The following is a 21703-nucleotide window of genomic DNA, read 5'->3' as shown; positions in this document are numbered from 1 at the left end:
CGCTCAGGCGCCGGCGGGGGAGTCCGAGGGCGCAGCCTCCTTGTGAGACTCCGGTGTGCTGCGGAACACCCACAGCCGGATGAACACGTAGAGGTAGATGCCCTCGCAGCAGGCCGAGATGACGCGTGCCAGCGTGGCGTTCATCCCGAGCCAGTGCAGCAGCGAGGACAGGCCCAGGATGAAGACCACGTACTGGCTGATGAGCCCCACCGAGTAGCCGGCCCCCTGCTCGACGACGTGCCCGTGGGACTGGAAGTTCAGCCAGCGGTTGAGCAGGAAGGAGTAGATGCCCGCGATGGCGTAGCCGACCGTGACGGCCATGGGGAACCACCAGTGGAGGTGGTTGTTGAAGATCCTCAGGCAGATGATGTCCAGGATGAAGGCCGAGCCGTTGATGATCGCGTAGCCGATGAAGGTCACCGGCAGCCGGCTGCGCACGAATCCCGGCAGGACGGAGTGGATCGCGGTGATGAGGCGCAGGAAGACCTCGGGGGCGCGGCGGGCGCCGGAGGCGGGCGAGTCTGCCGAGGGCGCGGCGGGCGCGGAGGACACCGCCGAGGCGGGGGAGGCAGTAGCGATGGGGGTCTTGGGGGCCTGGTCGTCCGCCGTCGTTCCCGCCATGAGCCGTCCTCTCCTGATAGCCGGTGTTAAGGGGAGTCTTCCCCTCGGGCGCTGGTCAGGCAAGTTCCGAAAGAATGAGATGGGCCCGCCGGGCTCATCCTCGTGGGGGAGACGCGACCTGCGCCAACGCTTGGGACACCTCACGGCGAAGCAGCTCGCCGCCGGCGTCGGCCGGGTGGTGGATAGTGCGCAAGCCCACCTCGCGGGCCGCGGCGATGTTGGTGGCGCTGTCGTCGACGAACAGGGCCTGATCGGCGGCCACCCCCGCCATCTCCAGCAGCCGGAGGAAGTAGGCGGCATCCGGTTTGGCCACCCCCAACGTGCAGGAGTAGCCGTCGATGTCGCACAGGCCGTCATAGCCCAGCTGCTCACGCATCCAGGCCCGGCGCTCCCACTGCTGGTTGGTGGCCAGGACCGTTGTGTAGCCCGCCCGGCGCAGGTCACCCACCAGCTGCCAGGCCAGCGGGTCGGGTGTGGCCCGGTGCCACATCTCAAGCAGGTCCGATGCGTTCAGCTCCAGCCTCAGATTGCCCACTACCCGCTCCAGCAGCTCGGTGAGGGTCTCCCGGCCGGCCAGGGCGTCGGCCTCCTCATCCACAACGGCCCGGGCGAAGGCGGGGCCGCCGCCGCGGGTGAGCGCCTCGTCCCACGGGGTGCCGATGAGCTGGAGGACGCCGTCGGCATCGAGCAGGACGGCGCGCACGGGCGTGGACGAGGCGGACGGAATGACGGGCTGCGAGGTGGTCACACCCCGATCCTGCCCTACTTCGTCCGACCGCGCGGCAGGTGTCGGCCAGGACGTGGGGCGCACCGGTGGAAGACTGGGGCCATGACTGATGCCGCCAGCACGCCTGCCAGCGCCTCGTCCGGCCTCCGCTCGGGCGCTCCCGCCGACGACGCCGTCGCCGGCGAGATCCTGCGGGACGATGACGCCTACACCGACTCGCTCATCGACTTCGTCACCGCCTCGCCCAGCTCCTACCACGCCGCCGCCGAGGCCGCCCGGCGCCTGGAGGCGGCCGGCTTCACCCGCGTCGACGAGACCGTCTCCTGGGAGGATGGCCTGCCTCGCCGCGGCTACGTCATCCGTGACGGCGCGCTCGCCGCCTGGGTCCTGCCCGAGGCGCTCGCGCAGGGAGCCGGTCTGCGCGTCGTCGGCGCCCACACCGACTCCCCGGCCCTCAAGCTCAAGCCCGCCGCCGGCCTCGTCCGCTCCGGCTGGCAGCTCATCAACGCCGAGGTCTACGGCGGCCCCCTGCTCGCCTCCTTCCTCGACCGCGAGCTGGGCCTGGCCGGGCGCCTGACCACCCGCGACGGCGCCGTCCACCTCGTGCGCACCGGCCCCATCGCCCGCGTCGCCCAGATCGCCCCGCACCTGGACCGCGGCGTCAACGACACTCTGCACCTGGACCGCCAGACCCACCTGCTGCCCCTGTGGTCGCTGACCGGGCCCGACAGCGCCCCTGACGCCGTTGAGACCTACCTGTGCGAGATCGCCGGCATCGACCCGGCCGAGCTCGCCGGACACGACGTCCTCACCTACCCCACCCAGGCCCCCGCCCGCTTCGGCCGGGAGAGTGAGTTCCTGGCCTCCTCGCGCCTGGACAACCTCTCCTCCGTCCACGCCGGTCTCGTGGCCCTCGAGGCGCTCGCGGTCGCCGGGGCCGAGCCCGCCGAGCCCGTCGTCCTGGTCGCCTTCGACCACGAGGAGGTCGGCTCAGCCACCCGCTCCGGCGCGGCCGGCCCCTTCCTCGAGACCCTGCTGCGGCGCCTGGCCGCCGCTCTCGGGATCAGGGGCGACGACGTCGAGGCCCTCCTGGCGCGCTCGACCTGCCTGAGCGCCGACGCCGGACACTCCGTCCACCCCGCCTACGCCCACCTGCACGACCCGGCCGTCCAGCCGCTCATCAACCACGGCCCCCTGCTCAAGATCAACGCCCAGCAGCGCTACGCCACCGACGCCGTGGGAGCCGCGATCTGGGCGAGGGCCTGCGCCGCCGCCGGTGTGCCGAGCCAGGACTTCGTCTCCAACAATGCCGTGCCCTGCGGCTCCACCATCGGCCCCATCACCGCCACCCGGCTCGGGATCACCACCGTCGACGTCGGCGTACCCCTGCTGAGCATGCACTCGGCTCGCGAGATGGGCGGAGTCAAGGACGGCCCCTGGCTCGCCCAGGCCCTGCACGCCTACTGGCTGGGGGCCTGAGCATGGCGGGACGGCAGGCGGGCCGCCGCGAGCAGCAGGACTCATCGATCCGCGCCGCGGGCGTGCGCGGCACCGCCCCCTGCCCCTGCGGTGCTGGGATCACCTACGCCCAGTGCTGCGAGCCCCTTCACGACGGCGCCCCGGCGCCCACCGCCGAGGCCCTCATGCGCTCGCGCTACACGGCCTTCGTCGTCGGCGACGAGGACTACCTCTTCCGCACCTGGCACCCGCGCACCCGGCCGGAGGGGCCCTACTGCCACCCCGGCACGCAGTGGACGGGCCTGACCATCCACGAGACCGTCGGCGGCGGGGAGGACGACGAGACCGGCCTCGTGGAGTTCACCGCCTCCTACCGCACCGGCGACGGGCGCGGGGCAGTGGTGGCCGATGCCCTGAGCGAGCGCTCCCGCTTCACCCGCCGTGCCGGCCGCTGGCTCTACCTCGACGCCGTCGGATAGCTCCGCAGCGTGGTGCGGCCGAGCCCCGGCGCGGTGAGGTCCGGCCGATTCAGCGCCAGGTGCCGCGCCAGTACTGAATGGGCCATGGGGCCTCGTCCCAGGAGCGCGCTCCCAGGTCCGCCGCCCAGCGCAGCGGCAGGTACGGATCGCGCAGAGCGGCCCGGCCCACGGCGATCGCGTCGACCTGGCCGGTCACCAGCGCCTGCTCGGCCTGCGCCGCCTCCTCGATGAGACCCACGCCCACCACCGGGACGCCGGTGCCGGCCACGGCCTGCCTGACCTGCTGGGCCAGCGGCAGCTGGTAGCCGGGCCCCAGCGGGACCTGGGCGGGAACGTTACCTCCGCTGGAGACATGCAGAACGTCGATGCCGGCCTCCACCAGCTCGCGACCGAAGGCGGCGGTCTCCTCACCGGTCACCCCGCCCTCGGCCCAGTCGGAGGCCGACAGGCGGATGTCGAGAACCGCGTCCTGCCCGATGGCCTCGCGCACGGCCCGCACCACCTGCAGCGGGAAGCGCTGACGGTTCTCGGCGCTGCCGCCGTAGGAGTCGGTGCGCTGGTTGGACAAGGGAGAGCGGAACTCGTGAATGAGGTAGCCGTGGGCGCCGTGGATCTCGACGAGGTCGTACCCGGCCTCGACGGCACGGCGTGCAGCCGCCGCGAAGGCCTCCACCAAACGATTGATCCCGGCCTCGTCCAGCTCGGTGGGAACCGCGTGCTCGGGGAAGGGGATCGCGCTGGGTGCCAGCAGCTCCCAGCCCTCCAGGGTGCCGGTGCGCGCCCCGGCGACATTGGGCCGCCACGGGGAGGTCCCCGACTTGCGGCCGCCGTGCCCGATCTGGATACCGGCGATCGCTCCACCGGCGTGGATCGCCTCAACCAGGCGGCGCTGGCCGGCTACCTGCTCATCGGACCACAGCCCCAGGTCGTTGGGGGACAGGCGCCCCTCGGGCGACACCGCCGTCGCCTCCACGATGACCGTGCCGAAGCCGCCCACCGCGCGGCTCGCGTAGTGAGTCACGTGCCAGTCGGTGACGACGCCGTCCTGCGCCTCGACCGTGTACATGCACATGGGCGGCAGCCACAGGCGGTTGCGGGCGGTCAGTCCGCCCAGGGACATCGGCTCAAGAATGCGCGGCGTGCTCGAGGTGCTCATGGCCCCACGCTACCCTCCCGACCGCCCGGCAGACATGGGGCGGGAATCACCCGTACGAACCCGCCGTCGACCCCATAGGCTCCCGGCTGTGAGCTCGCGTCCCCTGCCCCCGCCGCACCCCGTCACCGACTCCGTTCAACGGCCCGTCCCCGTCACCGACTCCGTTCAACGGCCCGTCCCCGTCACCGACCCTGACCACCGGCCGGCACCCGTCACCCACGGTCCCGACGACGTCGCCCTCGTCTTCGAGAGCGGTGGCATGCGCGGTGCCTACACGGCCGGCCTCGTGCGCGTCATGCTGGAGGCCGGGCTCTCCTTCCCCTGGGTCGGCGGCATCTCCGCGGGCTGCACGAACACCTGCAACTTCGTCTCCCGCGACACCTGGCGCACCCGCGAGGCCTACCTGGGCCTGACCACCGACCCGAAGGCCGGTGGATGGGGCAGCTTCGTGACCGGCAAGGGCTACTTCAACTCCGAGCACATCTACCTGCACACCTCCGCGCCGGACGAGTCCATCCCCTTCGACTGGGAGACCTTCGCCGCCTCCCCGGCCACGGTGCGCCTGGGCGCCTTCCGCTGTGACACCGGCGAGGAGGTCTACTGGGGCCTGGAGGACATGCCCACCATGGACGACCTGCTGGTGCGGGCCCGGGCGTCGTCGTCGATGCCAGTGCTCATGCCCATGGTCGAGGTCGACGGCGCCCCCTACGTGGACGGAGCCGTCGGTCCCACCGGTGGATTCGCCGTCGACGCCGCCCGCGCCGACGGCTACGACAAGCTCCTCGTCGTCATGACCCGCCCCGAGGGCTACCGCAAGCCGCCCATGCGGCGTCATGAGATCGAGGTCCTCCAGCGCCTCTACTCGCGCTACCCGGCCCTCGTCCAGGCCGTCATCGACCGCCCCGAGAACTACAACCGCACCGTCGACGAGCTGGAGCGGTTGCGCAGCCAGGGACGCGTCTACCTCTTCCGTCCCGAGCGCATGCCCATCGCCAACGGCGAGCTGCGCTACGACCGCATCGTCACCGCCTTCGAGGCCGGCCTGGCACAGGCCCGCCGCGAGCTGCCCGCCATCGAGGCCTTCCTCGCGAGCTGAGCTCAGTGCGGCAGGGCGACGCCGTAGCGGGCGATGTCCTGGCCGGCGTCGAAACCGAAGGTGGTGATCGGGGGCACCGGCCTCCCACCGTCGAGGGCGCCGGCCAGAAGGGTCAGGACGTACCGCTCGTGCGGCGGGACCGGTTCGGGCAGATCCACCAGGGAGAACCAGCGCAGTCCCGCGTTCTTGGCCGGCTCGCGCACGGCCGGTGCGCCCGTCCAGGCGCGCAGCGTGAAGAACATGTCAATGCGCTGCTCCAGGGCTGCGCCGCCGAGGTCGTTGGTGCGGTGCATGGCCGTCAGCGGGCTCAGTTCCGCGGCGGACACGGAGACGCCCAGCTCCTCACGGGTCTCGCGCAGGGCCGTCTCGACGACGCTCTCGGCGGCCTCGACGTGCCCCGAGGCTCCGCAGGCCCAGTGCCCGTCCATGTAGCCGGTGTTCCGCCGCAGCTGGAGAAGCACCTGGGTCGCTGCGCTCACCGACCTGCTCCCTGGTTCACCCGTCGCCCCAGTCCGACCGGCGGGGGCGTCGGGGGTGGGGCGCAGGAGGTAGACGTAGGCGGCGGGAACGAGGGTGAAGGAGTGGACGGCCATGGCCGACACCGTAGACCAGGGGCGCTGCCAGGCGCGGGCGGGAGAGCGGCTCCGGGGAGAAGCACTGGGATAACCGGGGGCGAGGATTCATGAAACCATCAGGAAATTAGGCAATGCTCCCACACAATCAGTCATCAACGGCCGTCCGTGGAAACCCCACAACGTGTTCACCGTGGGATCTGCGTGATTCACTCCGCGGTAACGCTGCCGGCTCGGCGTCGGGCAACTAGGCTTCTACCTGGGATGACGGGTGAGCCCGGGCCCATCCTGTGAGCCCGGCGCCACTGCTGATCGTCAGCTGTCGACACGATCAATGATGACCGATGCCGACCTGATCATGACCGCCGCCCCACTGATGACGCTGCCTGAGGAGGACTCGATGCAGACCAGCCTTACTCGGCTCACGGCCGATGACGGAACGCGTCTGGTGGTGCACATCTGGCTCCCCGAGTGGCTCATCGACGGCTCCCTGCTGGTGGCCGACGCTCCCGACGGCGCCGCCGGGGGCCGCACCACGGTGACGCCGCCCCCGCGGATGACCGGCGCGGCCCGCCCCCACGGCATCATCCTCATCTCCCACGGCATGGCCGAGCACGCCTCGCGCTACGCCCGCTTCGCCGCCTCAGCGGTGGAGGAGGGGTACGCGGTCCTGGCCCAGGACCACCGCGGTCACGGGGCCACCGCAGCCCCCGACGGCTTCGGCTTCGTCGCCGAGCAGGACGGCTGGGACACGGTCGTGGCCGACATGAGCACCGTCCTGGACGCGGCCCGGCGGGCCTGGCCGGGCGTCCCCGTCTTCCTCCTGGGCCACTCGTGGGGCTCCTTACTGGCCCGCGACCTGGCCGCTCGCCGTGGTGGCGAGCTGGCCGGTCTCATCCTGCTGGGGACCGGCTCGGGATTCGGCGCGCTCACGAGACCCGCCACCGCCGTCTGCACCGGGGAGTCCCGGCTGCGCGGCCCGCGCCACCCCTCCCGGCTTCTCAACGCGCTCGCTTTCGGCCCCTACCAGCGCCACTTCGCCCCCAACCGCACCGAGGCCGACTGGATCAGCCGGGACGCCAAGGAGGTCGACCGCTACGTCGCCGACCCCTGGTGCGGATTCGTGTGCAGCTCCAGCTTCTTCCACGACCTCGTGGCCGGACAGGGTGCCGTCAACACACCCTCCCACGCCGAGTCGGTGCCCGCGGGGCTGCCCATGCTCCTGGCCTCCGGCGACCGGGACCCGGTCGGCGCCATGGGGAGGGGCGTCCAGCGGGCCGCCACCCTCTACCGCCGTGCCGGTGTGCGTGAGGTCGCCGTCATCCTCTACCCGGGTGGGCGCCACGAGCTCCTCAACGAGACCAATCGGGACCGGGTGACCGGTGACATCCTCACCTGGATCGACGGTCACCTGTGAGAACTGTGAAAACCACCTATCTTGTGCGGTCGGGAGGGGGAGTGATCCTGCATTCTTTGTAGGTTTCCTCCAAATGATGGTGTGGTGCTTCGGCATGATCCGGTCGTTCGCGACGCCGCGTCTGCCCGTAATGTTGAGGCATGATCAACAAACCCTCCACCCCGGCCGCCGGCTCCGCGGCCCGCTCAGAATCCGTTACCAGCGCCGCCAACCCCGCTCTTGTCCGCGTTCGTGAGGTCGGGCTGATCCTGGCCGGCACCGTCGCCCTGATCCTCATCGGTCAGATCGCGATCCCCCTGCCCTTCACCCCCGTGCCGATCTCCATGGGCACCTTCGCCGCCCTCGGTGTCGGCGCCGTCCTCGGCTCGCGCCGCGGCGCCATGTCCGCACTGCTGCTCGGCGCCCTGGCCGCCGTCGGCGCCCCGGTCCTGGCCGGCTGGAACGGTGGCGTGGGCGTCACCTTCGGCTACGTCATCGGATACGTCCTCATCGCCGCCATCGCCGGACGTGCCGCGAGCGTCTGGTCGAACCACTCCGGCTCGACCGCCCGCCGGGTCGCCACCGGCGTCGCCCTCATGCTGCTGGCCTCCGCCTCGGTGTACGTTCCCGGCCTCGTCTGGCTCAAGATCGCCACCGGCGCCAGTTGGGGCGCCACCCTGAGCCTGGGCCTGGTCCCCTTCATCATTGGCGACGTCCTCAAGTCCCTGGTCGCCACCGGCCTGCTGCCCGCACGCGGCCGGCTGCACTGACGGCCCCCGCACCCGCCCCGGCCTCATAGGTCCGGTCGTTCGCGCGCCCCGCCGAGCCCTCGCTCCGCGGGGCGCGCAGGTCTAAAGGCTCGGATCGAGGCCGGTCGGCGCAGGTTAGAGTGCCTGTATGAGTCAGCCCGAAAGGCGGGCCGTACCTGTTTTGTCCGTCATGGACATGGTGCCCGTCAGCGCCGGTCGCACCCGCTCCGACGCCCTCAACGACATGATCGCCCTCGCTCGAGCCGCCGACGCCGCCGGCTACGAGCGCTACTGGCTTGCCGAGCACCACGGCTCCACCACCTACCTGTCCTCGGCGACCGTCGTCCTCATGGGACAGGTCCTGGCCGCCACCGACCGCCTGGGCGTTGCCTCCGGCGGCATCATGCTGCCCAACCACGCCCCGCTCGTCGTTGCCGAGCAGATCGGCACCCTGGCCACGCTGTACCCCGGCCGGGTCGACCTGGGTCTGGGGCGCGCCCCGGGCACGGACCGGCTCACAGCCGCCGCACTGCGCCGCGGGGCCTCCGATCCGCGCCACTTCGCCGAGGAGATCGTCGAGATCCTCACCTACCTCGGCGACGCACCCGCTCCGGGGCCTCGTGTGACTCCCGGATCCCTCCTCCTGGGCGCTTCTGGCACGCCCGACAACGACGCAGCCCAGGGTGCCGAGCCCGGCAGCCCCCGGGTCCGGGCGATCCCGGGCGAGGGCACCCGCCCGAGCGTCTGGGTGCTCGGCTCCTCCGTCAACGGTGCGCGCGTCGCCGGGCAGCTCGGCCTGCCCTTCGCCGTCGCCTCGCACTTCGCCCCGGTCCAGGCCGAGGCGGCGATCGCCACCTACCGCTCCGTCTTCGAGGCCCAGAGCGAGAATCGCCCGCAGACCGGGCCCCGGGTCGCCGCCGCCGTCAACGTCATGGTGGCCCCGAGCGATGACGAGGCCCGTCTCCTGTTCAGCACCGCCATGGCCGCCGCCGCCCGCATCGTCGGCAACCGCCCCGGTCCCCTCGACCCGCCCACGGCGGACCCGCAGGCCTGGCGTACCCGCGCGCCGGGCAGGGAGGCGGCCGTCGAGTCCGCGATGTCCCTGTCCTTCGTCGGAACGGCCGACGACGTCGCCGCCCGCCTGCGCGAGCAGGCCGACCGCTGGGACCTCGATGAGATCCTCATCGTCACCTACGCCCACGATCCTGCTCTGCGGCGCCGCTCCTACGAGCTGCTGGCCCAGGCCTGGTACGCCTGAGCGTCCCTTTCCTACATGACGTACACGTGACCTACGTGTCGAATCTGTTTCCTTGTTGGACGTAGGATCTCCGCTCATGGACGGCGCCTGAGTGCCTCGCGCCCCCGTGTCCCAGTGACAATCCCAGTCAGTCCCATGCCCAATGGAGGTCGCATGAACCACGCCCTGACAGTGTCGCGCCGCGGCTTCGGACTTGGTGCGGCGGCCTTCGGCCTGCTCCTGGTCTCAGGATGCTCGCGCGGATCGAGCTCGGGTGGAGGGGGCCTGGGCAGCGGCAGCGGCAAGCTGACCCTGGCCTACAACTCCGACGGCCCCCACAAGACCTGGGCCGAGGCCGTGTGCCACTCGGTGTCCAACGTCCTGGGCATCACCATGGAGCCCCTGCCGGTGGCCCAGTTCTCCGAGATGCGCGCCGCCATCACCAAGCACACCCTCCTGGGCGCTTTCCGCAGCGGTTGGTCGGCCGACTACCCGTCCCTCGAGAACTTCCTCAACGCCACCTTCCAGACCGGTGCCAGCGCCAACGACTACCAGTACTCCTCGAAGACCTTCGATGACCTCCTGGCCCAGGCGGCGGCCGCCACCGACCCCCAGACCGCATACGGCTACTTCCGCCAGGCTCAGTCCCAGCTCTTCGCCGACCTGCCCGGCATCCCGCTGTGGTACCAGAACGGGTTCGGCGGCTACTCCCGCAACGCCTCCAACGTCGACTTCAACTGGACCGGCGTCCCGGTCTACGAGGAGATCAGCTCCAGCGCCAACGACGGCGTCGTCCTGGCAAACCTTTCCGAGCCTCAGAACTCCCTGCTGCCGACCAACACCAATGAGTCCAACGGTGGACGGATCCTTGACCTGGTCTTCGCCGGCCTGGTCCGCTACGACAAGGACGGCAACGTCATCAACGAGGTGGCCTCCTCCATCGAGACCGAGGACAACCAGCACTACACGATCACCCTCAAGCCGGGCTGGACCTTCTCCGACGGGAGCCCGGTGACATCCGACTCCTTCATCAAGGCCTGGAAGTTCGGGGCGCTGCTGTCCAACGCGCAGCTCGGCTCCTCCTTCTTCGAGCGGATCAGGGGCTTTTCCTACGACGAGGACTCCGAGCTGACCGGGCTGACCAAGGTGGACGACCTCACCTTCACGGTCGAGCTGACCGCCCCGGCGTCGGACTTCAAGATCAGCCTGGGCCACTACGCCTACTACCCGATGCCCGAGTCGGCCTTCTCCGACACCAAGGCCTACGGCGCCAAGCCGGTGGGCAACGGCCCCTACCGGCTCGTCTCCTGGGACCACGACAGCCGGATCGTCCTGGAACCCAACCCCGCCTACGCCGGTGGGCGCACGGTGGCGAACCGGGGCATCACCTTCAAGCTGTACACGAGCACGGACTCGGTCTACAACGACCTGCTGGCCAGCTCCCTCGATGTCACTGACTCCATCCCCGACGCCTTCCTGCCCATCTTCCGCGAGCAGCTCCAAGGGCGCGCCATCAACAAGCCGGCCGCCTACTTCCAGGGGCTCGCCATCGACGTCACCCACGAGCACTGGAGGATGGACGAGGAGGGGCGCGCCCGCCGCGCCGCCATCTGCCGGGCCATCGACCGCAACCTCATCTGCGAGAAGCTCTACTACGGCACCCGCACGCCCGCCAAGGACTTCACCGCCCCCACTGTTGCGGGCTGGACCGCCGAGGTGCCGGGCAACGAGGTCCTCACCTACGACCCGGACGAGGCCAGACGCCTGTGGGCGCAGGCCGAGGCCATCTCCACGTTCTGATCGGGAGGAAGAAGGAGACATGCTTCGTTACGTCTCACGCAGGCTGCTGCAGATGGTCCCGGTGTTCTTCGGGGCCACGCTGCTCATCTACGCGATGGTCTTCGCCCTTCCGGGCGACCCGATCGCCGCGCTCGGGGGCCAGCGCTCGCTCAGCCCCGAGGTGATCGAGCAGATCAAGGCCAGCTACCACCTCGACAAGCCCTTCATCGTGCAGTACCTGCTCTACCTCAAGGGACTGTTCACCCTGGACCTGGGCCAGTCGCTGCGAGGAACCGAGTCCGTCCTCGAGGTGCTGGTGCGGGCCTACCCGATCACCATCAAGCTCTCCCTCTTGGCACTGGCCTTCGAGGCCGTCGCGGGCATCGGCTTCGGCCTCATCGCCGGGGTGAGGAAGGGCGGCTGGTTCGACGCCACCGTCCTGGTGCTCTCCCTGGTGGTCATCGCCGTGCCCACCTTCGTCATCGGCTTCGTCCTGCAGTTCATCATCGGGGTCCGCCTGGGATGGCTGCCCGTGACCGCCGGAGAGAGCCCCGGCTTCACCGAGCTCCTCATGCCGGCCATGGTGCTGGGCGCCGTCTCCTTCGCCTACGTGCTGCGCCTGACCCGCACCGAGGTGGCTGAGAACCTCACCGCCGACCACGTGCGCACCGCCCGGGCCAAGGGCCTGAGCGGGGCCCGCGTCATGATCGTCCACGTCCTGCGCAACTCCCTGGTCCCGGTCGTCACCTTCCTGGGCGCGGACCTGGGAGCCCTCATGGGCGGCGCCATCGTCACCGAGGGGATCTTCAACATCAAGGGCGTGGGAGGCACCCTCTACTCCGCCATCATCCGCGGCGACGGCCCCATGGTCGTGTCCTTCACGACCGTGCTCGTGCTCGTCTTCATCGTCTCCAACCTCCTGGTGGACCTGCTCTACGCCGCCCTGGACCCGAGGATCCGCTATGCCTGACAAGATCACGTCCCCCACGTCGTCGCCCGCCGTGCGCCCGGGCCAGGAGCGCTTCGTCATCGCCGACGACGAGATCGGCCTGGGAGCCGTCGACGCCGTCGCCGACGAGTCCGCGCCGGCCTCCGTCTGGCTCGACGCCTGGAGACAGCTGCGCCGTCGCCCCATCTTCTGGGCGGCCTCGGTGCTCATCGCCGTCGCCGTGCTCTTCTCCCTGGTCCCCGGCCTCATCGCCCCGCGCGATCCCGGATACTGCACGCTGGTCAACTCCTACCAGGGGCCCTCCTGGGCGCACCCCTTCGGGTTCGACATCCAGGGCTGCGACATCTTCGCCCGCACCGTCCACGGCGCCCGGGCCTCAGTGAGCGTGGGCATCTTCACCACCCTCATCGTGGTCCTCGTCGGCTCGGCCGTCGGAGCACTGGCCGGGTTCTTCGGCGGGTTCTTCGATGCCCTGCTCTCACGCTTCACCGACATCTTCTTCGCCGTGCCCTTCGTCCTGGCCGCCATCGTCGTCATGCAGATGTTCCGCAACGACCGCTCGATCCTCACCGTCATCCTGGTCCTGGCCCTGTTCGGCTGGCCCCAGATCGCCCGCATCACGCGCGGCTCGGTCATGAGCGTCAAGAACGAGGACTACGTGACCGCCTCACGGGCACTGGGCTCGGGGCGCGTGGCCATGCTGCTGCGCCACGTCATGCCCAACGCCGCGGCCCCCATCATCGTGACCGCCACCGTCGAGCTCGGCGTCTTCATCGTCTCGGAGGCCACCTTGAGCTTCCTGGGCATCGGGCTGCCCTCGTCGGTCGTCTCCTGGGGCGCGGACATCGCGGCCGCCAAGGACGCCCTCAACAGCCACCCGAGCGTCCTGCTCTTCCCCGCCGGAGCGCTGGCCCTGACCGTGCTCGGCTTCATCATGCTCGGCGACGTCGTCCGCGACGCCCTGGACCCGAAGGCCCGCAAGTGACACCCTCCAACGCATCCACCACCGCCACAGCCTCAGGCGCCTCGGACAAGACCTTCGCCCCCGCGGCCTCCTGGGACGCTGAGACCGCCCCACTCCTGGAGATCACCGATCTCGAGGTCGCCTTCCGCTCCTCGACCGGGCTCGTGCCCGCCGTGCGCAAGGCGAACCTGACCCTCTACCCCGGCCAGTCCGTGGCCATCGTGGGGGAGTCGGGCTCCGGCAAGTCCACCCTGGCCCACGCCGTCATCGGGCTGCTGCCCGGGACCGGCCGCGTCACCGGCGGCACGATCCGCTTCCAGGGGCGCGACATCACCCACCCGAGCACCCAGGAGCTCACCGCCCTGCGCGGCTCCTCCATCGGCCTGGTGCCCCAGGACCCCATGTCCAACCTCAACCCCGTGTGGTCCATCGGCTTCCAGGTCAAGGAGGCGCTGCGGGCCAACGGCCTGGCCGGCGTCGCCGACGACCGCCTCGCCCACCTCATCGCCGAGCACACCGACGACGCCGAGAAGCCGACGGTCGGTGGAAGCATCGACGTCGACGAGCAGGTGGCCCTCCTGCTGGAGCAGGCCGGCCTGCCCGAGGCCTCCCGACGGGCCAAGCAGTACCCGCACGAGTTCTCCGGCGGCATGCGCCAGCGCGCCCTCATCGCCATCGGCCTGGCCGCCCGCCCCGACCTGCTCATCGCCGACGAGCCCACCAGCGCCCTGGACGTCACCGTTCAGCGACGCATCCTCGACCACCTCCAGACCCTCGTGCGCGAGCTGGGCACCGCGATGCTCTTCATCACCCACGACCTGGGTCTGGCCGCCGAGCGCGCCGAGCACATCGTCGTCATGCACCGCGGCCGGGTCGTCGAGTCCGGGCCCAGCCTCGAGGTACTCCAGGACCCCCGCCACCCCTACACCCAGCGCCTGGTCAAGGCCGCCCCCTCACTGGCCTCCCGCCGGATCGAGTCCGCACACGCCCGCGGCATCCAGGTCACCGACGACGAGCTCCTGGGAGCGAGCCTCGGGGCGAGCTCCACCGAGGAGATCCTGCGCGTCGAGCACCTCACCAAGATCTTCGAGGTGCGCGGCGCCAAGGGCGACGACAAGACCCTCACCGCCGTCGACGACGTCACCTTCGGTATCCGCAAGGGCACGACGACGGCTCTCGTGGGCGAGTCCGGGTCCGGCAAGTCCACGGTCGCCAACATCATCCTCAACCTCATCGACCCCACCTCCGGCAAGGTCTTCCACAACGGGGTCGACCTGTCCACCCTGGGGCCCAAGGAGCTCTTCGCCCTACGGCGCATCATGCAGCCGGTCTTCCAGAACCCCTATGGCTCCCTGGACCCGATGTACTCGATCTTCCGCGTCGTCGAGGAACCGCTGCGGGTTCATGGGATCGGCACCGCCAAGGAGCGCGAGGCGCGCGTCGCCGAGCTGCTCGACATGGTCTCCCTGCCGCGCTCGGTCATGCGTCGCTACCCCCACGAGCTCTCCGGCGGGCAGCGCCAGCGCGTCGCCATCGCGCGCGCCCTGGCCCTCAAGCCGGAGATCGTCGTCCTCGATGAGGCGGTCTCCGCCCTGGACGTGCTGGTCCAGGCCCAGATCCTGCGCCTGCTGTCCGACCTGCAGGCCGAGCTGGAGCTGACCTACCTGTTCATCACCCACGACCTGGCCGTCGTGCGTCAGATCGCCGACGACGTCGTCGTCATGGAGCACGGAAGGATCGTGGAGGCCGGCGCCGCCGACGAGCTCTTCGCCGAGCCGCGCCAGGACTACACGCGCGAGCTCCTCCGGGCCGTGCCCGGGGCAGGCATCGACCTCTACAGCGACGAGGCGACGGGCAAGGCAGACGACAAGGCAGAGGAGGTGTGAGCGTCGGGCATGACGCGCTCGGCGTCGCGATCGCCGCGGCCGCCGTGCTCCTGTGACGTGATCAACTTGTGACGTGATCGTGAGTGGGCGCACAGGCGAGGTGTTGGCCCAGACATGGCAGGCCAGGACCGGCGTCCTCTAATCTTTCCCATGTTTCATGCCCCTGTGGTCGATGCCGTGAACGGCATCCGGCCCACGGCGTCCCCCACCGGAAGAAGTGTGCCCCCCTATGAGCGTGCGCCAGGACCTGCGTAACGTCGCCATCGTCGCCCACGTCGACCACGGCAAGACCACCCTCGTCGACGCCATGCTCTGGGAGGCGGGCGCCTTCGGGGCCCGGGCCACCGAGGAGACCACCGGTGAGCGCGTCATGGACTCCGGCGAGCTGGAGCGCGAGAAGGGCATCACGATCCTCGCCAAGAACACCGCGGTCCACTACTCCGGACCCGCCGCCGTGGACGCCGGCTGCCCCGAGGGCATCACCATCAACGTCATCGACACCCCCGGGCACGCCGACTTCGGCGGTGAGGTTGAGCGCGGGCTGTCCATGGTCGACGGCGTCGTCCTCCTCGTCGACGCCTCCGAGGGGCCCCTGCCCCAGACCCGCTTCGTGCTGCGCAAGGCCCTGGCCGCGAACCTGCCGGTCATCCTCGTGGTCAACAAGGTGGACCGCCCTGACTCCCGACTCGACGAGGTCGTCGCCGAGTCCACCGACCTGCTGCTGTCCCTGGCCAGCGACCTGGCCGACGAGCACCCCGACATCGACCTCGACGCCGTCCTGGACGTCCCCGTCATCTACGCCTCCGCGAAGGCGCGCCGCGCCGACACCGAGGCCCCGGCCGACGGCGAGCTGCCGGCCAGTGAGAACCTCGAGCCGCTCTTCCGCACCATCATCGAGCGGATCCCCGGCCCCTCCTACGAGGAGGGGTCGCCCCTGCAGGCCCACGTCACCAACCTGGACGCCTCGCCCTTCCTGGGGCGCCTGGCGCTGCTGCGCATCCACAACGGCACCCTGCGCAAGGGCCAGACGGTGGCCTGGGCCCGCCACGACGGCTCGCTGACCTCGGCCCGCGTCTCCGAGCTCCTCGTCACCGAGGGCCTGGACCGCAAGCCCGCCGAGGAGGCGCACGCCGGTGACATCGTCGCCGTCGCCGGGATCGAGGACATCACGATCGGTGAGTCCCTCGTGGACCCCGAGGACCCGCGCCCCCTGCCGCTCATCACCGTGGACGACCCGGCCATCGCCATGACCATCGGCATCAACACCTCACCGATGGCCGGGCGCACCAAGGGCGCCAAGGTCACCGCCCGCCAGGTCAAGGACCGCCTGGACCGCGAGCTCATCGGCAACGTGTCCCTGCGGGTCCTGCCCACCTCCCGGCCCGACGCCTGGGAGGTCCAGGGGCGCGGGGAGCTGGCGCTGGCGATCCTCGTGGAGCAGATGCGCCGCGAGGGCTTCGAGCTGACCGTCGGCAAGCCGCAGGTCGTCACCCGCACCATCGACGGCAAGCGCCACGAGCCCATCGAGCGCATGACCATCGACGTCCCCGAGGAGTACCTGGGTGCCGTCACCCAGCTCATGGCCGCCCGCAAGGGCCAGATGGAGACCATGACCAACCACGGCACCGGCTGGATCCGTATGGAGTTCCTCGTGCCGGCCCGCGGCCTCATCGGCTTCCGCACCCAGTTCCTCACCGACACCCGCGGCACCGGCATCGCCTCCTCCATCGCCGAGGGCTACGCCCCGTGGGCCGGGCAGATCGTCTCGCGCACCACCGGCTCCCTGGTCTCCGACCGCGCCGGCGCCGTGACCGCCTACGCCCTCATCCGCCTGCAGGACCGCGGCAGCTTCTTCGTGGAACCCACCCAGGAGACCTATGAGGGTCAGGTCGTGGGAGAGAACCCCCGCGGCGAGGACATGGACGTCAACGTGGTCCGTGAGAAGCAGCAGACGAACATGCGCTCCTCGACCGCAGACACCTTCGAGGCCCTCGTGCCTCCGCGCCGCCTCACCCTGGAGGAGGCCCTCGAGTTCGCCGCCGACGACGAGTGCGTCGAGGTCACCCCGGACGCCGTGCGCATTCGCAAGGTCATCCTGAACTCCCAGGAGCGTTTCCGCGAGAACGCCCGTCGTCGCCGTGCCGAGGCCTGAGAGGAACCATCACCCATGAGCCAGTCCCTGAACCGCGAGGGGAAGTCTGTCTCCACTGCCGCTACCGACGCCGCTGAGCTCGTCGAGTCCGTCGATTCGGGTCAGCCGCCCAGCGCCGAGCCGGCTGCGGAGCAGGCCAAGCAGCACCACGGCGCCACTGCCTCTCCCACCGAGGCCGAGGAGCCCGGCGGCACCCCGGCCCTCAACCTCGAGGGTGACGACGACGGCACGGAAGACCCGGCCGAGGAGCCTCAGGGCGCCTCCGAGTCCCTTGCCGGGACCACCGCCGAGGCTGCCGGCCAGAGCTCGAGTGCGGTCCCTGCCGATGAGTCGGCCGGTTTCGGCGACGTTGATCCGGCCGTCGCTGAACCAGTGGTCGTGGAGCCGGTGGCGACGCCCGCAACGGTGCGCGCCCTCGACGAGGGCGCCACCCCGGCTGAGGCCCTCTCGCCATACGACCTGGCCGGCGCTGATGCCGCCGCCGACACCTCGGGCGCCGCCGAGCCCGGTGGGCGCACGGCATGGAGCCCCGACGCCGACACTATGCCGCCGTCGATCGCGCCGAGGAGCCCGGCCACTGAGCAGTCCCCCTCCGCGCCTCAGCAGGGCGCCGCCGGAGCAGCAGCGTCCGCAGCCGTGGACGAGGAGACCGCGGGAGCATCGACCGAGCCCACCGGCGTCCACCACGAGCCGGTGGCTGCGGCGGCCTTCCCGGATGCTCTCTCCGAGCCCGTCGCCGCCGGGGCTGCTCAGGCCGGGAGGGCCGACACGAGAACCGACAAGGCGGCCGGCGGACCGACCGCTGCACAGGCGACCTCACGCCGTCGGCGTCTCATCCCCGCCGCCTGCGCCGCCGGTGCCGCGGCCCTGCTGCTGGCCTGGGGCGGCATCGCCTGGTGGACCACCCAGCACATCGCCTCGGGAACCAGTGTCTCCGGCGTCGACGTCTCCGGCCTGAGCCCGAAGGAGGCTCAGGACCTTATCAGCAAGGGCGTCGGCGACCAGCTCGCCCAGCCGGTGACCCTCACCGTGGGGCAGGGCAGCTCCGAGCTCGTGCCCGCCAGCTCGGGCGTCTCGGTCGACACCGACGCCTCGGTCAAGCGGCTCACCGGCTTCACTCTCAACCCCCTCACCCTGGCCCAGCGCCTGGGCGGCCAGCGCACCGACGCCGTCATCCGGGTCGATGCCACCGCTATGCGCGGTGCCCTGGAGGACCGGGTCGACACGATGGCCAACGGCGCGGTCTCCGCCACCGTGACCCTGGAGGGCACCAAGCCGGTCACCACGCCCGCGAGCAACGGCGTCGGCCTCGACGTCGACGCCTCCCTCAAGCAGCTCACCGGCTCCTGGCCTCTGGGCAAGCAGAACATCGCCATGCCCGAGGGCACCGCGGTCCCCGCCATCACCGACGAGGAGGCCACGACGTTCGTGGACGGCACGCTCACGCCGCTGCTCTCCAGCGGGCTGACGGTCGACAGCGCCGGTGCCAACACGCAGGGTAAGGCCACCGGTGCTGCCGCGGCCTTCTCGCCCCAGGACACCGCCGGCATGCTGCGGATCTCCTCGGAGGGCGGCACGCTGAGCGCCGTCTTCGACCCGACCGTACTGCACGACGCCGTCGTCGCCAGGATCGGCCAGGTCGAGACCCCTGCCCAGAACGCCACCTGGAAGATCGACGGCTCCGCCGACGGAGCCCCCGGGGCCCGCCCGCAGTACGTCCCCTCCGCTCAGGGCAACGTCATCGACACCGCGGCCCTGTCCGCGAGCCTGCTCAAGGCGGGCACCTCCGCCACCGACGCCGCCGGGCGCACCGTGGCCCTGCCGATGGTCGTCGCCGAGCCGACGGTGACCACCCCGCAGAACGAATGGGGCATCGGTGAGCCGATCGGCGAGTACGCCACTCCCTACAACAGCGGGGATGCGCCGCGCACCCAGAACCTCACCCGCGGCGCCGAGCTCGTCAACGGCACCGTGGTCAAGCCCGGTGAGGTCTTCTCCCTGGAGCAGACCCTCGGCGAGGTCGACTACGCTCACGGATTCGCCGACGCCGGCGTCATCTCCAACGGCCAGCACGTCGACTCCCTGGGCGGCGGACTGAGCCAGGTGGCCACCACCGTCTTCAACGCCGGTTTCGAGGCCGGCATGGACGACACCGAGCACCACGCCCACCAGTACTACTTCGACCGCTACCCGGCCGGGCGCGAGGCGACCCTGTGGACCGGCAGGCTCGACGTGAAGTTCACGAACTCCACCTCCAACGCGGTGCTGGTCCAGGCGTGGCTGGATGGTGAGCAGATCCACGTGCGGATGTGGTCAACCAAGTACTACGACGTCTCGATTACGTCCTCGGACCGATTCAACTTCCGACCGGTGACCACCGAGCGCAAATCGGGCCCCGGCTGCGAGCCCTACTCGGGCGGTAACCCCGGCTTCGACATCACCGTCACCCGCACCCGCAAGCACGATGGCAAGGCCCTGCCCGACGACGTCCTCACCACTCAGTACGCCGCGGACAACAACATCGTCTGCTCCTGACGCGGACGTCCGAGTCGTTCCCTGAACGCCTTCCGGCAAAGTGGGTGCGCTTGGTCGCTCTGGTGGCGCTGGACGGGCCGGCGTCCAGGATTGGTGTTACCTACGACATTCGTGCCGGGGCAGTGACGTAATCGCGGCGCGACAACCCCGAGTTTTCCGCGTGCTGACGGCCACTCTTCTACCGCTTGGGTCGATGGGCCCTGGAGGACGATACTTGCTCCGACCCCGCCCACCCGCGCGGGAGGTTCCCCGGAGAAGAAAGGACACTGCTGCTATGACATACGTCATTGCCCAGCCCTGCGTCGACGTCAAGGACCGTGCCTGCGTCGATGAGTGTCCCGTCGACTGCATCTACGAGGGCGAACGCAGCCTCTACATCAACGCCGACGAGTGCGTCGACTGCGGGGCCTGCGAGCCCGTCTGCCCCACCGAGGCGATCTTCTACGAGGACGATGTTCCCGAGGAGTGGGAGGACTACACCCGCGCCAACATCGACTTCTTCGAGCTCAAGGGGCTGGGGTCGCCCGGTGGTGCCCAGAGGACCGGTGCCCTGGACTACGACGATCCCATGATCGCCGCCCTGCCCCCGCAGAACGAGGAGTGGAAAGCTACCGGGAGCGCGCCGCCGAACACCCCGACGGCGTCGTCGACCTCGCCGTGGGCACGCCCGTCGACCCCACCCCCGAGATCGCCCGGACCGCTCTGTCCGCGGCCGCCAACGCCCCCGGCTACCCGACGGCGGTCGGCGCCCCCGTGGTGCGCGCCGCCATCATCGAGTGGATGGAGCGCCGCCGAGGCGTGGCCGGCCTGAGCGACAACGAGGTCATCCCCACGATCGGCTCCAAGGAGTCCGTGGCCCTCCTGCCGCTGCACCTGGGCGCGGGCCCGGGCGACCTCGTCCTGCACCCGCGGGCCGCCTACCCCACCTACGACGTCGGAGCTCGCCTCGTGGGTGCGACCCCGGTCCCCGTGGACACCGACGCCGACCCCACCACCTGGGACGTCGCCGACGACGCGCGGGTGGCCATCGTCTGGCTCAACAGCCCCGGCAATCCTGACGGCCACGTCCTGGACGCCGAGCAGCTGGCCCGGATCGTCGCCTGGGCCAGGGGGCGCGGCGCGATCGTCATCTCCGACGAGTGCTATGCCGAGCTCGCCTGGGAAGCGCCGTGGGACGCCGAACCGATCCCGAGCCTCCTGGACCCTCGCGTCGGGGGATCAGCGGGCCGGACCGGTCTGCTCGCCCTGTACTCCCTGTCCAAGCAGTCCAACCTCGCCGGCTACCGGGCGGCCTTCCTCGCCGGGGACGCCGGGCTCGTGGGCGCGGTCACCGAGGTGCGCAAGCACACCGGGATGCTTGTGCCGACGCCGGTCCAGGCCGCCCTCGTGGCCGCCCTCGGGGACGAGGCGCATACAGAGGTGCAGAAGGAGGTCTACCGGGAGCGCCGTGAGGCACTCATCGAGGCGACCGCCGCCGCCGGGCTCGTCAACGACCCGGCCTCCGTGGCCGGCCTGTACCTGTGGCTCAAGGGACCCGAGTCGATGAGCGCCTACGACCTCGTGGGGGCCTTCGCCGAGCTGGGGATCGTCGTGGCCCCCGGCGACTTCTACGGCGAGGCCGGGGCCGGGCGGGTGCGCATGAGCCTGACCGACACCGACGAGCGCGTGGAGGCCGCCGCCGCGCGCCTGCGCTCACCTGAGGCCGCCGCCCTCTTCGCCGGCTGAGATCAGAACAGTTAGCCGGATCAGCGGCGACCAGCGATTCGATGAGTTCATTGGCCGACGTTGGGATTGATGAATTGATCGAGAAGCATCGGGAGACAGGGTGCCGGCTGGGGCGGGTGACCTTGGTGAGCTGTGAGTCGGGCCAATGAGACGACGCCGTGACAGCGCACCCCGTACAGTGTGCGCAGGATCCACAGGACCGCCCCGTGGACCCAGGCCTCG

Annotated in this window: 17 protein-coding genes and 1 pseudogene; 14 read left to right on the top strand and 4 right to left on the bottom strand. The window is 70.7% G+C overall.

The window, feature by feature from the left end; all coding sequences use genetic code 11:
* Positions 1 to 3: 3 nt before the first annotated feature.
* Together BQ8008_RS08860 and BQ8008_RS08855 are read right to left on the bottom strand one after the other, a co-directional pair.
* On the bottom strand, positions 4 to 621 hold the full coding sequence (locus BQ8008_RS08860) for a GtrA family protein (protein WP_108833696.1): 618 nt from the start codon (positions 619 to 621) through the stop codon (positions 4 to 6).
* A 94-nt stretch (positions 622 to 715) separates the two neighbouring features.
* On the bottom strand, positions 716 to 1369 hold the full coding sequence (locus BQ8008_RS08855; protein ID WP_108833695.1) for an HAD family hydrolase: 654 nt from the start codon (positions 1367 to 1369) through the stop codon (positions 716 to 718).
* Between the two features lie 81 nt (positions 1370 to 1450).
* On the opposite strand from BQ8008_RS08855, the gene BQ8008_RS08850 reads away from it, so the two are divergent.
* Positions 1451 to 2827 carry a M18 family aminopeptidase gene (locus BQ8008_RS08850; protein WP_199907966.1) on the top strand — a complete coding sequence of 459 codons (1377 nt, stop codon included), beginning with the start codon at positions 1451 to 1453 and terminating at the stop codon, positions 2825 to 2827.
* Between the two features lie 2 nt (positions 2828 to 2829).
* On the top strand, positions 2830 to 3285 hold the full coding sequence (locus BQ8008_RS08845; protein WP_108833694.1) for a YchJ family protein: 456 nt from the start codon (positions 2830 to 2832) through the stop codon (positions 3283 to 3285).
* A 49-nt stretch (positions 3286 to 3334) separates the two neighbouring features.
* Here the strand turns inward: BQ8008_RS08845 and BQ8008_RS08840 are convergent, their stop codons facing one another.
* Entirely contained in the window at positions 3335 to 4441 is a 1107-nt protein-coding gene (locus tag BQ8008_RS08840) for an NADH:flavin oxidoreductase/NADH oxidase (RefSeq protein WP_108833693.1), read from the bottom strand.
* On the opposite strand from BQ8008_RS08840, the gene BQ8008_RS08835 reads away from it, so the two are divergent.
* Positions 4416 to 5537, top strand: a complete 1122-nt coding sequence (locus BQ8008_RS08835) for a patatin-like phospholipase family protein (RefSeq protein ID WP_442778221.1) — start codon at positions 4416 to 4418, stop codon at positions 5535 to 5537. The two genes, BQ8008_RS08840 and BQ8008_RS08835, sit on opposite strands and share 26 nt — an antisense overlap.
* 2 nt (positions 5538 to 5539) lie before the next feature.
* On the opposite strand, the gene BQ8008_RS08830 is transcribed toward BQ8008_RS08835, so the two are convergent.
* Positions 5540 to 6130 (bottom strand): NUDIX domain-containing protein, encoded by a 591-nt coding sequence (locus BQ8008_RS08830; RefSeq protein ID WP_108833691.1) that lies wholly within the window; start codon positions 6128 to 6130, stop codon positions 5540 to 5542.
* 379 nt (positions 6131 to 6509) lie between these two features.
* Between BQ8008_RS08830 and BQ8008_RS08825 the strand changes: the two genes are divergently transcribed.
* From BQ8008_RS08825 to dapC, 11 genes and pseudogenes are all read left to right on the top strand, one after another.
* Positions 6510 to 7526 (top strand): alpha/beta hydrolase, encoded by a 1017-nt coding sequence (locus BQ8008_RS08825; RefSeq protein ID WP_108834822.1) that lies wholly within the window; start codon positions 6510 to 6512, stop codon positions 7524 to 7526.
* Positions 7527 to 7666: 140 nt separating this feature from the next.
* Positions 7667 to 8275 carry a biotin transporter BioY gene (locus tag BQ8008_RS08820; protein ID WP_108833690.1) on the top strand — a complete coding sequence of 203 codons (609 nt, stop codon included), beginning with the start codon at positions 7667 to 7669 and terminating at the stop codon, positions 8273 to 8275.
* Between the two features lie 127 nt (positions 8276 to 8402).
* On the top strand, positions 8403 to 9512 hold the full coding sequence (locus tag BQ8008_RS08815) for an LLM class flavin-dependent oxidoreductase (RefSeq protein ID WP_108833689.1): 1110 nt from the start codon (positions 8403 to 8405) through the stop codon (positions 9510 to 9512).
* A 153-nt stretch (positions 9513 to 9665) separates the two neighbouring features.
* A complete protein-coding gene (locus BQ8008_RS08810) occupies positions 9666 to 11291 on the top strand; it encodes an ABC transporter substrate-binding protein (RefSeq protein WP_108833688.1) in 1626 nt (541 codons plus the stop codon).
* A 19-nt stretch (positions 11292 to 11310) separates the two neighbouring features.
* Positions 11311 to 12240 carry an ABC transporter permease gene (locus BQ8008_RS08805; protein WP_108833687.1) on the top strand — a complete coding sequence of 310 codons (930 nt, stop codon included), beginning with the start codon at positions 11311 to 11313 and terminating at the stop codon, positions 12238 to 12240.
* Positions 12233 to 13204, top strand: a complete 972-nt coding sequence (locus tag BQ8008_RS08800) for an ABC transporter permease (RefSeq protein WP_108833686.1) — start codon at positions 12233 to 12235, stop codon at positions 13202 to 13204. Before BQ8008_RS08805 ends, BQ8008_RS08800 begins: the two co-directional genes overlap by 8 nt.
* A complete protein-coding gene (locus BQ8008_RS08795; protein ID WP_108833685.1) occupies positions 13201 to 15069 on the top strand; it encodes a dipeptide ABC transporter ATP-binding protein in 1869 nt (622 codons plus the stop codon). The genes BQ8008_RS08800 and BQ8008_RS08795 overlap by 4 nt, the downstream gene beginning before the upstream one ends.
* A gap of 229 nt (positions 15070 to 15298) precedes the next feature.
* Positions 15299 to 17221: a translational GTPase TypA gene (gene typA / locus BQ8008_RS08790; RefSeq protein ID WP_108833684.1), complete on the top strand. Its 1923-nt coding sequence runs from the start codon at positions 15299 to 15301 to the stop codon at positions 17219 to 17221.
* Positions 17222 to 17236: 15 nt separating this feature from the next.
* Entirely contained in the window at positions 17237 to 19756 is a 2520-nt protein-coding gene (locus BQ8008_RS08785; protein ID WP_108833683.1) for a VanW family protein, read from the top strand.
* Between the two features lie 274 nt (positions 19757 to 20030).
* Positions 20031 to 20363 (top strand): annotated as a pseudogene (gene fdxA / locus BQ8008_RS08780) (ferredoxin); the annotation flags it as partial.
* Positions 20357 to 21481, top strand: a complete 1125-nt coding sequence (dapC, locus tag BQ8008_RS08775; RefSeq protein ID WP_108833682.1) for a succinyldiaminopimelate transaminase — start codon at positions 20357 to 20359, stop codon at positions 21479 to 21481. The pseudogene fdxA and the gene dapC, both read left to right, overlap by 7 nt.
* Positions 21482 to 21703: the final 222 nt, after the last annotated feature.

The sequence above is a fragment of the Actinomyces sp. Marseille-P3109 genome (genome assembly GCF_900323545.1).
Classification (GTDB): domain Bacteria; phylum Actinomycetota; class Actinomycetes; order Actinomycetales; family Actinomycetaceae; genus Actinomyces.
The sequence above is the reverse complement of the archived record's forward strand: the minus strand, read 5'-3'. Positions and strand labels throughout refer to the sequence as shown.

Excerpts from the sequence above, each read along its gene's own strand:
- BQ8008_RS08860 (WP_108833696.1), bottom strand. The coding sequence starts at position 621 with ATGGCGGGAACGACGGCGGACGACCAGGCCCCCAAGACCCCCATCGCT.
- BQ8008_RS08785 (WP_108833683.1), top strand. The coding sequence starts at position 17,237 with ATGAGCCAGTCCCTGAACCGCGAGGGGAAGTCTGTCTCCACTGCCGCT.
- typA (WP_108833684.1), top strand. The coding sequence starts at position 15,299 with ATGAGCGTGCGCCAGGACCTGCGTAACGTCGCCATCGTCGCCCACGTC.
- BQ8008_RS08845 (WP_108833694.1), top strand. The coding sequence starts at position 2,830 with ATGGCGGGACGGCAGGCGGGCCGCCGCGAGCAGCAGGACTCATCGATC.
- BQ8008_RS08825 (WP_108834822.1), top strand. The coding sequence starts at position 6,510 with ATGCAGACCAGCCTTACTCGGCTCACGGCCGATGACGGAACGCGTCTG.
- BQ8008_RS08840 (WP_108833693.1), bottom strand. The coding sequence starts at position 4,441 with ATGAGCACCTCGAGCACGCCGCGCATTCTTGAGCCGATGTCCCTGGGC.
- BQ8008_RS08830 (WP_108833691.1), bottom strand. The coding sequence starts at position 6,130 with ATGGCCGTCCACTCCTTCACCCTCGTTCCCGCCGCCTACGTCTACCTC.
- BQ8008_RS08805 (WP_108833687.1), top strand. The coding sequence starts at position 11,311 with ATGCTTCGTTACGTCTCACGCAGGCTGCTGCAGATGGTCCCGGTGTTC.
- BQ8008_RS08835 (WP_442778221.1), top strand. The coding sequence starts at position 4,416 with ATGCGCGGCGTGCTCGAGGTGCTCATGGCCCCACGCTACCCTCCCGAC.
- BQ8008_RS08810 (WP_108833688.1), top strand. The coding sequence starts at position 9,666 with ATGAACCACGCCCTGACAGTGTCGCGCCGCGGCTTCGGACTTGGTGCG.
- BQ8008_RS08820 (WP_108833690.1), top strand. The coding sequence starts at position 7,667 with ATGATCAACAAACCCTCCACCCCGGCCGCCGGCTCCGCGGCCCGCTCA.
- BQ8008_RS08850 (WP_199907966.1), top strand. The coding sequence starts at position 1,451 with ATGACTGATGCCGCCAGCACGCCTGCCAGCGCCTCGTCCGGCCTCCGC.
- BQ8008_RS08800 (WP_108833686.1), top strand. The coding sequence starts at position 12,233 with ATGCCTGACAAGATCACGTCCCCCACGTCGTCGCCCGCCGTGCGCCCG.
- BQ8008_RS08815 (WP_108833689.1), top strand. The coding sequence starts at position 8,403 with ATGAGTCAGCCCGAAAGGCGGGCCGTACCTGTTTTGTCCGTCATGGAC.